This is a genomic window from Pseudomonadota bacterium (assembly GCA_026390555.1).
Taxonomy (GTDB): domain Bacteria; phylum Bdellovibrionota_C; class UBA2361; order UBA2361; family OMII01; genus OMII01.
Genome location: JAPLFS010000004.1, coordinates 1 through 14,020, shown reverse-complemented (window position 1 = coordinate 14,020; position 14,020 = coordinate 1). Strand labels below are relative to the sequence as shown.

The following is a 14,020-nucleotide window of genomic DNA, read 5'->3' as shown; positions in this document are numbered from 1 at the left end:
CAGGCCACGGCAACACTCGTATCGAGCCCTCCTGAGAAGGCGATTCCAACTTTTTCACCCTGCGGGATGCTTTTTAGGATATGTGACATAGTGACCTCTTGTTTTAGGGGTAGAACTACAGGAGCGTTGACTATATATATATAGCGAATCGTAACTAGTCAGCATATTCCAGAAATATTCGCATACGGTAATGACACTCAATAGCCCCTAAGGGGCCGATTTGCGGAGCAAATCGGGGGTGAAAACATTAACTGGTCACAAAATCTGTCGTCCCCGATCAGGGGACGTCCAATCGAATTACCTATGAAACTTCGCCGTAATCTGAGTAGCTTGAATCGCAACATTAAACTACGGTGACCAGTTATAGCGGATCTTTGATTTGAAATAAAATCGGCTCCGATCTAAGGTTTCACATGGCCCCTCATACACCACACCTTGAACTCCTTGCTGATATCCTAGGTGTTAACCGCATCCTATCTGGTCTAGACGAGATTAGAGAGCTCGGAAGCCTCTCGATTCACAACGCCTGCTACCGCAAGGGGCGCCCATCTTGCGCCTGGGATTCAAGCGAAATTGCCCTCCCCTGCGCAGCAGCCCAGACTCAAGGGCGTCCAGCGGTGCTAATTGATGTCGGGGGAACCCATACTAAGGTTGGATATCAGAGCTCCGACGGCGAGATAACAGCGTTGCTTGACCACCCAAACAACTGGTTTAAACCTGAGCAGCTCCTAGAGGGGCCAGCCCTTGAACAATTCTTTCAAGCGCTTATCGCTGCGGTGCAAAGTTCAGCGCCAAACCTGCCGCCAACCTGCTCCATCGGACTAATCTGGTCAAATCAGGTCGAGTGCGTTCCGATTGAGACCCCCACTACCCGCGGCGTATCGGGTATCGTGCGCGGCATAAAAACCGGAGGCTACCGTAAGGGCGAGTGGTTCTTAAAGGGGCTACGAGATGGTGATGATATTGGTGCGATCCTCCTGCGACATCTGCGTAGGGTTGGATGGAATCCAGCTATCTTTCTGCTCGGCAACGATACGATCTTTACCCTCTTTGCGGTCCCAGACTCAACCGCCGGCGTTGTTATGTCCTCAGGCGGTAACTGCACTCAGATCGGCGAAGAGGGGCGTGAAAAGGGGCACATCATCAACATCGAGCTGGGAGGACACCTACAACTACCGCGAGAGCTACTCTCGAATGGAGACCGCTTCTTTGCAGAGATGCGCAGTGTTCCTGGGCTTGCGCTTGAGGAGCTCTGCGCCGGCACCTGGTTTACGCAGATGGTCTATGCTCATATCTGTGTCGCGGCGATGCTCCCTGAAGGGCAGCTACTATTGCCCTTAAGAGATGCCCTTGTCTCGGGCGAGGTAACCCTTACCAACAGGGATCTAGCTGCATTGCTACGCGGTGAGTTAACCGATCTGCCAGAGATATTAGTAGGGTCTCGCGAGCCCTTTGTTCCCCTACTTAATGCCTTGGTGAACCGCGCGGGGGTACTCTCCGGTGTGCTGGCGTACCTTTCGGTTGCAAATCAACTCTCGAACGCGATAAGACCGATAACTATCTCGCTCGATAGCTCAATGGCGCGCCATTTTTCGGGCCTCTTCGATGCCCTGCAACAGACCCTACAGGAGCTGTGTAGTGATGTTAATGTTGAGGTATCGATCCAGCTAGTTCAGCCAGTTCAACTAGCCGACGGGGGAGAGCTATCAGTACCGATGTTAGGGATGGCCAATGCTCTTAATTTATTTGAGCCTGAAACGAACCCGCAACGCTAGCCTACACAAATAGGAGGTTCCGATCGAAGTCATTATCTGCCCAACCGCCAACAAAGCGAGCGCACTTGTTGCGGAACTGATTGCAACAACTGTGCGTTCAAACCCACAGGCTGTGCTTGGTCTTGCAACCGGAAGAACCCCTGAAATGGTCTATCAGATCCTCTCTAAAAAAGAGGGCCTAGACTTTTCACAGGTGACAACCTTTAACCTCGATGAGTACATCGGCATTCCCGCTAGCCACTCAGGATCTTACCGCAGCAGCATGGAGCGCGCGCTCTTTAAGCAGATTAATATCGACGCTAAAAACACACACCTGCCTGACGGTATGGCGCACGACCTAGAGGCAGAGTGCCTACGCTACGAAGCAGCTATCGCCAAAGCTGGAGGAATCGACCTACAGCTACTCGGGATAGGGCGCAACGGCCACCTAGCGTTTAACGAACCCCTCTCCTCCCTGAGGTCCCGTACCCGTACAAAATCATTAACCCCACAAACCCGCGAACAGAACGCTCAATTCTTTGGCGGCGCTGAGCTGGTACCCTCTCGCGCGATTACGATCGGGGTGGCAACGATCCTAGATAGTAAATGGTGCATAATGCTCGCAACAGGTTCTGAGAAAGCTGCGGTCCTACAACAGGCGATTGAAGGCCCGCTCTGCTCACTTGTTACGGCGAGCGCCCTGCAGATGCACCGGCGCTGCACCGTTGTTGTAGATCAGGAGGCCGCCTTCATGCTCAAGCACGCCGATTACTACCGATGGGTCTTTGCTAATGAGCCGGAGTGGGCGCCGTACCGATAATGACACTCAATAGCCCCTAAGGGGCCGATTTGCGGAGCAAATCGGGGGTGAAAACATTAACTGGTCACAAAACCTGCCGTCCCCGATCAGGGGACGACCAATCGAATTACCTATGAAACTTCGCCGTAATCTAAGTAGCTTGAATCGCGACATTAAACTACGGTGACCAGTTACGCGTAACTACTGTTTATGGCGATTACCCCCGCCGCATGCTACGATACTAATATGAATCAACCCCAGCTAGACCCAAGACGCCCAGCTGGTGAAGTGACCATGCGGGTAACCGGACTGCACTGCACAAACTGCGCGCTCTCCCTTGAAAAGCACCTCACCCGCGTCGGAGCGGAGCAACCCTGCGTTGACTATACCAGCGGCAGAACCAGTTTTAAGGTGGCCGACCGGGAGCAGCTCTCAGAGATAGTACAGAGCCTCTCTCGACTTGGGTATACGGTCTCTGATCTAGCAGCTCCCCTACCAGCCTCACGACACCTCATCCTGCATATCAAAACCATAATAGCCGCACTGCTTACCATCCCGGTAATGATTGCGATGTTTATGCCATCTTCGGTTTTGCACGATCCGATCCTGCAACTAATCTTAACAACCCCGGTCTTTCTGATCGGTATTCACCACTTCGGCCTAAGCGGCATTCGATCACTTAGAACGGGTACCGCCAGCATGGATGTGCTGATCGCTATCGGCATTCTAGCTGCTTATTCCTCCAGCCTGATTAGCCTTATCCTCGGGCTCTCTCACGATACGATCTTCTTTGAGGCCGTCTGCTCAATCGTAACCTTTGTTATGGTTGGTCACCTGCTTGAGGAGCGGGCCGTTAAAAAAACCACCTCCGCTATCGAGAGCCTCTCTACCCTACAACCACAACAGGTAACCCGTATTGTGCGGCAGGTTGATGGTGTTGAGGCCTTTGAAAAGGTCGCCCTTGGAGAGGTGCAGGTCGGCGATCTATTACAGGTTAATTCCGGCGACCGAGTACCGACCGATGGCACTATTACGCAGGGCGGGGGTTCCTTCGATGAATCGATGCTAAGCGGCGAGTCGCTACCAGTTGACCGTGCTCAAGGAGAGCGGGTTATCGGTGGATCGATCTTATCTTCAGGCTCGATAGTTATCACTGCAACCGCAGTTGGTGATGACACAGTTCTCTCTTCAATAGTGCAACTTGTGCGCGATGCCCAACACCGCAGACCATCTATTCAACGCATCGGCGACGCTGTCAGTGCGGTCTTCGTTCCAACGGTGCTATGCGCCGCTGTACTTATTCTGATCCTGGGCGTACTGGTCTTCGGGCTTACCTTTCCACAAGCCCTTGTGCGCGCGCTTGCGGTCATAGTCGTTGCCTGCCCATGTGCTATGGGGCTTGCAACCCCAACCGCAATTATGGTCGCTCTTGGGCGAGCCGCTACTTCTGGAATCCTTGTGCGTGGTGGCGACACCCTCGAGCGGCTAGCACAGGTACGGCACGTCTCGTTCGACAAGACGGGAACACTCACTCAGGGCGCGCTTAATTTAAGCACATTAACGACCTATAACGGTTACAGCCAGGCAGAGGCGCAGGGCTTGCTTATAGCGCTACAAAGAAGCTCCTCACACCCGATCGCACAGGCGATCGTAAAGGCATACCAAGGAAACGGCCTCCATGTTCCACACCTTACAGTAGTTGAGACTAAGGGAGTTGGGGTTGAGGGCCGTGCAGAGGATGGGACGCTCTATGCGTGTGGAGGTCTCCGTACCGCAAAGCAACACGCCATAGAAACAAGTGATGATCTTATTCTGCTGAAAAATGGCGCTCTGATCGCTTCGTTATCGATAAAGGACGCGGCACGCAAGGAGGCTGCCTCTGTAATCTCAAAACTTAAAGCGATGGGGCTCTCGATCTCAATTATCAGTGGCGACGTTCGAGAGAAGTGTGAAAAAATCGCTGCGGAGCTGGGTATTCAGAGGGTCGAGGCTGAGAAGCTACCGCAGGAGAAACTTTTAACGCTCCGCACCCTACAGGCCGATTCACGCAACCGTGTTGCCTACGTTGGTGATGGTATTAACGACGCTCCAACCCTGGCCGAGGCCTCTGTTGGGATCTCTCTGAGCTCAGCTTCGGATGTTGCGATGCATTCCGCACAGGTGCTCCTAACTGGAGCCACCCTTGCTAACCTTCCGGCCGCTATTAAATTGGCCCGCATTACTGTTTCAACCATCAAACAGAATTTATTCTGGGCCTTTTTCTATAACGTCCTAGCCATTCCATTGGCAGCGCTCGGCTACCTCACTCCGCTGCAGGGCGCGCTACTTATGACCCTCTCGGATGTTGTTATAGTTGGTAATTCTTTGCGTATTAAGGCCCGTTCGTTGCGGTAACCAGTCATTAATTGTCTTAATCAGGCGCGTTCTGTATTCTATCTTATAGAGAGCCCTGGTCTAACTGGAATAATCCAGATAGTTTTCCAAAATGTTTAAGGAGCATGCGGCTGCGCTTATTTATAAGATTACTGGTGGCGGAATAGACCTGCGCGCGATCGATCTATCCCCACAGCTAGCCACCCTGCGCCCTGTCTTAGAACAACTCATTACCGACCAAAGCACTACTGCCATCCTCGAGCGCTTAGACGAGCAATCAAAGGTGTTGGGATACGCTGCTATACGAGAAGTGATCGTAGAGCCGTACCTAGAGAACGGACGAAGCCTTCTTACCTCTACAGATAAAGGCCTAAAATCTACTCCGATACTCCTCCATGGGCTCCTAGCCTTTAACCCCAATTGCGGGGCATGCGATGAATACAATGAAACCCCGATTCATACCTTCTCTCGATGGCTGGAGCGCGAGACAAACGGTCCGATTGAATTGGATCCAGTTGAGTTACTTCGTAAGATGATACGACTTGGTGGCTCGGTTTGGCAGCGGGATGCGTTAGGCGAGCTTCCGATCCTACGCTTGGCCCGCTCAGATTGTAGGGAGCGCTTAAAGCTACTAGCTAGCGCTCTTGAGAATTCCCCACACGCGCTTGCCAACTACTGCACCCCGCATGAACTTCAGGAGCTCCTGCTACGTTTGGTTATATCAATTTACCCTGGGATAATTGGAGTAGCTGCTAACTCTATTCACCGCTTTATATTGCAACAGACACCCTCCCCTCAAAACAAGGTGCCAGATGGGTCTTGTGTGGAGCTAGCGCCGCACCTTATAAAATCGATTCATAATCTAGCCAATCCGATCGCGCACTCCGTTGACCAATTTCTACCCCGAGGTAATAATTTACTATGTGCCCTTGAGCGCTACAGCACTCAGCTCTGGCCTGCGACGATCTCAGCACTACTCAACACGCGGGTCGAGGAGCTACAAACACCCCTATTTATAGTCGTGTCTCGAGCCTCGCTGCATCACACAAAAACCTTATCTCGCTTTATAAAGCTCGGCGCAAACCTCGATACAGAGCTGCAGTTTTTAGATGGATCGCGTGGCACCCTGCTACACGATCCTAAACTCTTAGCCCATCCTGATAGTACATTGCTAGTTGCCTGCATAATCTCTCCTAATACAAGGGACTCCTTCGGACGTCTTCCCATATCTATTGCGCTAGAGCAGCCAAACAAGTCAGAACGCATCTCTGCTCGTCATCTCCTAAATCTAACGAGCGTAGAGCATCTGCCTGCCGCTGAAAAAGAGGTGCTATTTGATCGGGCGCTGCAGTTCGGACCCTCTGGGATAATTATGGATCTGCTCAGACGCGACATCGGTAGAGACGTTTTAAAGGAAGGTTCGTGGTTACTTCCACCACCATACTCAGATGCAGTGGACGCTGAGCAGCTACTAAATATAATCGCAGATAGCGAAAGCCTGGTCTCCGAAGATATTAGGACTGCCGCCTTTGAACTAGGCTACTCTACCACCCTCTTTCATACCTGGCTTTATTTGAATGCTGCGCTAGAGATATGTAACGCTATCCCGCATAAAAATGGCGAGTCTCTTAATCGCCTACTCCCCATGCTTGTTAGCGCCACTAATCCAGCTCTCTCTATGCCGCTCGTCAAGCTACACGAGGATCAGATGGATCTTCAGCGCGTCGCTCCACACTCTACGCATCACGATGCGGAGCTGCTCGGGTTGCTTAATAATCCTAATCTTAATGAAGCGCAGATTAATACTATCACCAGATCCTTTACGAGCCCTTCACGAATTCATGAACGTTCGATCTTGACGCTTAAGGGGCATGTGGTTCAGGCCTTGGCGCTAGCTGGATTAGAGACCAACGATTTTATTCGCAATAAGTGGGACACCAGGCGAAGCTCTGCCGTCGGTGAGCGCGGAGAGGTGCTGCATGTCCCCTCGCTCTTTGAGGCCTTTGGACACACCTTTATAGAGGGAAGTAATCAACACGAACACTCCTTTTATCTCGCTTCATACCAACGCCCCTGGCCGAAGGTATGGTCAACGACCACTACTCCAAGCCTTCCAGATAGCGTTACGATACTACACCAACACGGCTGTAAGGTGTTCTCGATTCCACTAATCGGCTCGATAGCGATTCGCAACTCCTCGCGGGTCTATGGACGGGATCTCCTACCCCACGCAGTTTCATTTAGCCCGCTAAGTATTCGTAACGGATTAACTGAGCAAGATCTCTTGCATCACACTCAGGATGTGCTGCGTGAATTTGCACCGCTACATGGACATGCCGCGCTAGATATTAACCTGCAACAAAACAGAACTCTTGCACAGCTAATGGACGCAGTGCACGGGCTTCGACTCGAATTTTTGCGCTGGAAATTTAATACCGACCCAGCAACTGCCTTTGCAAAGCGAGCAGATGGTCAGCCAGTTATGTTAGGAGGCTTCGCCTCACCCGGCTTTCGTCCACTTGTTGAACTACTCGAACGACAACTCCGTATCTATGATTTTGAACACCTTATGCAGGGCTGGTCAAAACATGAGCGTCCCGCCCTAGCGTTCTTTTCCCCCTTAATGCCAGCTTGGGAGCCCTTTACATTTTACTTTGAGGGTAAGCCTAAAACCTTTCTCTCGCTTGATATGGAGCGGATTGAGCTACTTAAAGCTCTCGCATCTGATCCAATCGGATCTTTTCGTTCGCGCCGCTTTATGAAAAACCTTAAAGAGACCGGCCTAACTGACTTTTTTCAACAAGCTGGATTTGATACGCAGGGGGATCTGGTGGTAATAAGTGAGTCTACTGCAATCAAAATTTAGGGTCCTTTTTTACAGAGTAACTTTAGTATGTCATGCACAACACAAACTACTACCCCCAAAGAAGCTCCACCACAGAGGGGCACCCCGGCTCCCAGCAGAGAGCCGCAAAGGGACCCCCCTCCATCTCCCTTTAATCCCTCACCTGAACCGACACCGCAACGCTGTCCGGTGGAGCCCAACAGGGAGTATGAAACATGCTCACTCCCTGCTGCCTTTCGTGCAGGCAGGTAGAAACCGCACGCCTACTGCCGAAACGAGCGGAGCATATAATTATCCTCTCTACCCTCACTAAGCTTAGTTCCTAACCGCCCTATATCAACGAAGTTCTCTTCTGAGAAAAGATGACCCTCTATGACTCAATCAAATGGGGGAAGACTACTTATAATAAGACGTCTTCGTAAAACATAGTTTGGAGCTAGGTCAAGTCCTTATTTTATCTATTGTGCCGCCTCCCTCGCTTGGATACCCTGCTCGAGGGAATGGTTCCCCTCAATTTGAGAAGGATAAAGACGATGAAAAGAATACTTTCTTTGGGTGCGCTGGCACTCGCTTTTAGCGCTTCAACAGCCTCGGCTGATCCCCTTATGAAATACGACTATTTCGATGCTGCTTATCAGTGGAACCACACAGATAGCAATTCTATCGATAATACAAACGGTCTTGATACCAAGATCTCGTACTCACCCATTGATAACTTCGCTATCGAGGGCGGGTATAACTATGCTCGTGCTGATATTACGGGCACGGACATAGGCGTTAACAGCAACACCTATACCTACGGCGTTCTAGGCTACTATTCGATCTGCCCAGGCTTTGATCTTCTTGGTCGAGTTGGTGGTACACACCTTAATGCAAATACCTCTGTCGATGGTACTAAGATATCCGCGTCAGAAGAGCGCGTATACGGTGGCATCGGGTCTCGTTATCTCCTTACGGACGAGATCGAGTTTGATGCTAACATCACCTACGCCGATCTAGATACCGCCAACTGGACTTACTCGGGTACTGGGTTCTTAACGGTTTCTGAGAACGTAGCTCTCAAAGCCGACGTGGCTATAGATGATAACGATAACGTAGCCCTAACAGGCGGCGTTCGTTTGGCTATGTAATCGACCCAGATTACAGGTTATAAGAGGGGCACTACCTTGTAGAAGGTGGTGCCCTTTTTTTTATGACCCCCTTATGCCTCACAGTCGTGAACAATCATCGAAGCCGGGGTCATCGAAGCCGTGGTCATTAAAGCCATGGTACAACAACACCCTACTCCTGCTGGGGCTCCTAACGCTTGCAGCCCTACTCTCCTTTCGCTCCATCGACGACCTAGACTACGGCATTCATATCGCCACGGGTCGCTGGATTATAAAAAATGGCGCTGTCCCGACAACCGATCCATTCTCCTGGTCCTTTACTCAACATGCCTATATCGCCTACCACTGGGGTTTTCAGATCCTTGTGGCCACATTAGAGAGCACCTTTGGAACGATTGGCCCCGTTCTTATGCGTTGCGTTCTGGTTCTTGCCACAGCCCTTGTTATTGCACGCTCTCTAAAGATCCGATCAGTAGATCCCCTGATCGGAGTAATGTGCGGAGTGCTCGCCATTATTGCAACGGAGTGGCGTTTCTCTTTGCGTCCCGAACTCTTCTCAAACCTTCTAATCGCCTTAACCGTACTCGTTATTGAGCTCAAGCGTAGGGGCTCAAGAAGAGCCGTATTTGCGCTCCCCCTAATATTCCTGGTGTGGGTCAACACGCATATATACATCCTTGGATTCGTAGTTATCGGTATCGAGCTCTTAGTGGACACCCTAACAAAGAGGCTTAATAGATCGTTCGTTATTGCAACGGCGTTAGCTCTAATCGCGCTCCTTATTAATCCCTATGGCTGGCAGGCCGTGCAGGAACCGCTCCGCCTTATTACCCGTATGGATAGCTCTAATATATTTGCTCAGCATATCTCCGAACTATCCTCTCCCTTTGCTCTTCATAAAGATCCCCGCACACCGTTTAACCTGCACGCGCAGATCGGTTGCTGGATAGCTCTCCTTACGCTCTCGCTCCCTGCAGCCTGGGGGCTCCTACGGCTACAAAGATACTCCGACCTCTTAGTTCTGGCTCTCTTTGCACTCCTCTCAACCATAGCCGTCCGTAACCTTCCGCTCTTTATAATCGCCGCACTACCGGCGATTGCAACCGGTCTAAGCGAGATAGCCCCGACCCTGCTGCCCTCCCTTGAGCGTAGGCGCCGCATCTATACAGCTATTATCGCCGGCATTGTGCTCGTGCTATGCATCCGGGTCGGCACGGGTGCCTGGTATGCAACGCAGCGACGGAACTTGCATCTGGCGCCGCTACTGGAGAGCGCCTCATTAGCGATTGAATCTGCTGATTTCGTCAGAACACACGCCCTAGTAGGCCGGGGCTTTAATAATCTTAATGTGGGTGGTGCACTGCTTTTACGTGCACCAGATCATCGGATCTTTATCGATGGGCGTAATGAAGTTACGGGAGAGGAGTTTTTTAAACGATACCTAGCGATCATGAACCCTGCAGCTTTTCCTGCGTTCGCCACTAAGGAGCAGATAGAGTACGTCGTATTAAGCCACATTCAATCGATGGATCTACTACGGAGTCTGATCGCTTCGGGTGCTTGGACCGTAGTTCACTACGATGCCGTAGCGGTAGTGCTGGTACGCAAAGCGGGCCTAAATGGCGCCCTGCCACCCAAGCCCCTCCCCGCTCAATTAGCCGACGATGCTATGCGTTGGAAGATGCTTGGGGCTATCTACGTGCAGCCCACTTTTATCGAGAGCCTTTCACGCTGGCTGCTTGGAGGAGAGGAGTTACCTGAAGATCTAAGTCATCTCGGGACCTTTCTTCTGACAGCGGGGTACTGGAGGGAAGCGGAGCCCCTCCTTTTAGAAGCGGCGATCCGGGCTCCAAACTTTTGGGAGACATCGAATAATCTCGGAGCGCTATACACCAGACTTCAGATGTGGGAGGCAGCTACCCACGTCTACCGAATTGTATTGATGCTCAATCCAAGTAACGTGCTTGCTCAGAACAGAGCACGTGCAAGTTGGTCCCAGTTTCAACTTTCAAAGGATACTTCGCCAGCTTCTAGTGGGGCGATACCAGCTCCAAGTAAGGCTACGCTATGAGTAAGAATCGCTCAAAAAATAGGCGCCGCGCTAAATCTTCTCCCGGTATTGAACCCACGCTAAATAGTAAAGTGATCTCGATGCCATCAAAGCGGCGTCCGCGCCCAGGATGGGGCTCTGTACTGGTGCTTCTGCCCGCCTGCATCCTATCTCTCTGCGCACTCGACCATCTATGGATAACCGAGGATGCCTTTATCACCTTTAAGAGCGTAGAGAATCTATGGAACGGTTACGGTCCTAATTTCAATCGAGGCTTACGGGTTGAAAGCTTCTCGCATCCCCTCTGGTTTATCGTGCTCGTACTATTACGCCTTGCTGGTCAGGCTGCACTACCACTACTAGCTGCAGCAACCGGGATCGTACTCTCAGTGTGTGGGCTGATACTTGCTACCGAAGGGGCGCGGATCCGTTTTCAATCTCTCCCCCGCCTCTTTCCACTAGGAGCATTAATTGTCGTTGCTCTACCGCCGTTCTGGGATTTTGCCTCATCCGGTCTTGAAACCGGTCTTACCTTTGCATGGATAGGGGGCGTTGCTTGGTGTCTTGCACGGATAGCTCAATCACAACAAGGAGTACTTAGGGAACGCATCTTCTGGCTACTAGGCTTAGCGCCACTGATCAGGCCAGATCTTACAGTTATGGCGCTTGCACCCCTGGGTATTGCGCTCCTGATTAGCCGCTCCGCAAACGATATGCGCTTAGCATCCGTTCTACGGCTGGCCAGATTTATAGCTCCCGGTCTTGGATGGCAAATTTTTCGCATGGGTTACTACGGGCTACTGGTGCCTAATACCTACCTGGCAAAGGAGGGTTTTGGAAGCCGGTGGGATCAGGGATTGATCTATCTGCACGACATGTATGGGCTCTACTGGTTATATCCAGTTCTGGCGCTGGCGTTAACTTTAGTGCTTACCTCATGCTCCGCCAGCACTAAGCAACTAAATGGATCTAGCCGTTTCAGTGCATTCGCCATCCCACTTGCACTTATTGTCTCCGGAACGCTGCATAGCGCTCTAGTCTGTCGCGCCGGGGGGGACTTTATGCATGCACGCCTCCTCCTACCTGGTCTCTTTGCTATCCTCTCAGCCTGTGCCGTAGTGTCGTTCCCATCTGCGCTGATTCTGCGCAGGGCATGCCTGTATAGTTGTTTGCTCTGGGCGGCCTGGATAGCACTCTGTATCAGGCCACCATATAAGAGCAATATCAGTCCTCAAGGCATCGCCGATGAACGCGCATGGTACATACAGCGCTCACTAACAACACGCCCAGTTACCCTAGATGACTATAACTTCCATACTTTTTACCGCATCGGAGCTGCAACATCAGAGCTGGCGCGCCGCAACCGCGACTTAAAAGCCATCTACTGGGCTCATATAGGCATCACCACAGCTGTAATGCCGGACTATCTCACCATTATAGATCCACTTGCTCTTAACGATCATATCGGCTCTCACCTCACACTGCTAAAACGTGGTCGACCGGGCCATGAGAAGAGAGCTCAAGCGGCTTGGTTCCTGGCACGCTATCCGGCCGGTACCGGTATGGTTATAAGAAATCAGTTAGCGGGTGAATTCCAACAGGCTGAATCACCCGAGGCCATTCAAGCCGCACGGATAGTACTCGCCTCTGCTCCCATTAGAGAGCTGAACGAAGCTGTATCGAGCCCTTTTAGCACGCAGCTCTTCTTTACCAATATTACCCGCGCTTTTCGGTTAACCACTTTACGAATACCGCCAGATCCGATTGAGGCTGTGAAGAAATTTAGGTAGCTATTCTCCTGACCATTGGGATATCGCACGCAAGTCGCTCTCGATTACACGATGATCCTGATCTTTACTGATCGAAGGTATTAAGTGAATCGATCTTCCTATCCTTAACGCCATTTTTAGCGCCCTACCGTTACCTAACCGTCCAAAGTTTCCCCGCGCTATTAATAAACATGCGGCGCATCTCCTCTAGGTTAAATGGTCGCGAGCCCAGACGCCCCATGACACTTACCTGGTGCCCCGTTTCATCAACAGCACGGTCGCGGTCGAGGGGCTTAGAGATAGCCATCGCCGGCCCAGAGAGCCTCTTACGGGCGATAACTAGGGGCTTCACCGGCGGCGAAAACCCATAGAACTCCGGCACACGCTCAGGGTCCGTAAGTTGCAAAACAACCAAGCCGTTCTTACCATCTGCAACATAGGCAAAAAGGCTAGCGTTGGTTGAGGCTATCTTGATGTCGTTCGTATCGTTTATTGTCCCATCCGCCGTATGCTTTATATATATGTGCGGCTGCTCCGGCTTCTCTATATCGATAATAACAACCCCCTCCGCCCCACCCGCAACGTAGGCGTAGGTACGAGCAACGTAAACGTTACGCGCATCAGGTAACGCTATCGATGCTTTTGATACAAACCGTGGCTGCTCCGGATACGTTATATCGATAACGTGAAAGCCCTCGGCATCGGTCATAAAGGCGTAGCGAAACTGAATAGCCACCGCCGTTGGCTTATGTGCTGGCCAGCTCGCCTCAACCCTTGGCTTTAAGGGGTCCTCAAGATTAAGCACAACGACCTTATCCTGTGTGCCGATAAAGGCCCGCGCTCCAGCCAAGGTAATATTCTGCGCTCCACTTAAAATGCCCCCCTCATTCCAGGTCACTGAGCGCTTAAGGAAGTTATTGCGCGGCTCTCCATCCTGCAGCGTATCAACATTAACGACTATTAATCCCTCTACTGCGTCGGAGATAAAAGCGTAGTGGTAAATAGCATGCATCGGGGTTTCAAGGTTCTCAGAAAGTTGTGGCTTAAAGGGAGCAACCGGCATCGTTGTTGGTAGGGCGATACCGGTAGCATCCTCAGATGCTACATGCGTATCCTGTCCGAGCGGCGAAACAGGGCTTGTGACGATCCGTTCAGAGAAGCCCTTATTGGCAACGTTCGCAACGTCATAAACGCGCAGACCATCCTGCCCCGCTGCCGTATATAGGTACTCTCCACGAAGCTGAATAGCGCGGGTGTTACCATCAACGCCGTGGTGTTCATGGCTCTCCTGCAGCTCAAGCCCCCTCTCCTGGTGCGCCTT

8 protein-coding genes are annotated in these 14,020 nt (G+C 51.5%); 7 read left to right on the top strand and 1 reads right to left on the bottom strand.

Going from position 1 to position 14,020, the window contains the following annotated elements; translation table 11 throughout:
- Positions 1-413 precede the first annotated feature (413 nt).
- The 7 genes from NTV65_00240 to NTV65_00210 all read left to right on the top strand — a co-directional run bounded on the left by NTV65_00240 (position 414) and on the right by NTV65_00210 (position 12,720).
- A complete protein-coding gene (locus tag NTV65_00240; GenBank protein ID MCX6113633.1) occupies positions 414-1,775 on the top strand; it encodes a hypothetical protein in 1,362 nt (453 codons plus the stop codon).
- A 22-nt stretch (positions 1,776-1,797) separates the two neighbouring features.
- On the top strand, positions 1,798-2,574 hold the full coding sequence (nagB, locus tag NTV65_00235) for a glucosamine-6-phosphate deaminase (protein MCX6113632.1): 777 nt from the start codon (positions 1,798-1,800) through the stop codon (positions 2,572-2,574).
- Between the two features lie 189 nt (positions 2,575-2,763).
- The gene (locus tag NTV65_00230) at positions 2,764-4,947 is read left to right on the top strand and encodes a cation-translocating P-type ATPase (protein MCX6113631.1); all 2,184 of its coding nucleotides are present in this window, start codon (positions 2,764-2,766) and stop codon (positions 4,945-4,947) included.
- 91 nt (positions 4,948-5,038) lie between these two features.
- Complete coding sequence (locus tag NTV65_00225; GenBank protein ID MCX6113630.1) at positions 5,039-7,792, top strand: hypothetical protein; 2,754 nt, start codon at positions 5,039-5,041, stop codon at positions 7,790-7,792.
- Between the two features lie 512 nt (positions 7,793-8,304).
- Complete coding sequence (locus NTV65_00220; protein MCX6113629.1) at positions 8,305-8,901, top strand: porin family protein; 597 nt, start codon at positions 8,305-8,307, stop codon at positions 8,899-8,901.
- A 73-nt stretch (positions 8,902-8,974) separates the two neighbouring features.
- Positions 8,975-10,951: a hypothetical protein gene (locus NTV65_00215; protein ID MCX6113628.1), complete on the top strand. Its 1,977-nt coding sequence runs from the start codon at positions 8,975-8,977 to the stop codon at positions 10,949-10,951.
- Positions 10,952-11,031: 80 nt separating this feature from the next.
- The gene (locus NTV65_00210) at positions 11,032-12,720 is read left to right on the top strand and encodes a hypothetical protein (GenBank protein MCX6113627.1); all 1,689 of its coding nucleotides are present in this window, start codon (positions 11,032-11,034) and stop codon (positions 12,718-12,720) included.
- Positions 12,721-12,850: 130 nt separating this feature from the next.
- Here NTV65_00210 and NTV65_00205 read toward each other — a convergent pair.
- Positions 12,851-14,020, bottom strand: a 1,170-nt coding sequence (locus tag NTV65_00205) for a hypothetical protein (protein MCX6113626.1), incomplete at its 5' end; no start/stop codon positions are given.

Excerpts from the sequence above, each read along its gene's own strand:
- NTV65_00240 (MCX6113633.1), top strand. The coding sequence starts at position 414 with ATGGCCCCTCATACACCACACCTTGAACTCCTTGCTGATATCCTAGGT.
- NTV65_00230 (MCX6113631.1), top strand. The coding sequence starts at position 2,764 with ATGGCGATTACCCCCGCCGCATGCTACGATACTAATATGAATCAACCC.
- NTV65_00225 (MCX6113630.1), top strand. The coding sequence starts at position 5,039 with ATGTTTAAGGAGCATGCGGCTGCGCTTATTTATAAGATTACTGGTGGC.
- NTV65_00220 (MCX6113629.1), top strand. The coding sequence starts at position 8,305 with ATGAAAAGAATACTTTCTTTGGGTGCGCTGGCACTCGCTTTTAGCGCT.
- NTV65_00215 (MCX6113628.1), top strand. The coding sequence starts at position 8,975 with ATGCCTCACAGTCGTGAACAATCATCGAAGCCGGGGTCATCGAAGCCG.
- NTV65_00210 (MCX6113627.1), top strand. The coding sequence starts at position 11,032 with ATGCCATCAAAGCGGCGTCCGCGCCCAGGATGGGGCTCTGTACTGGTG.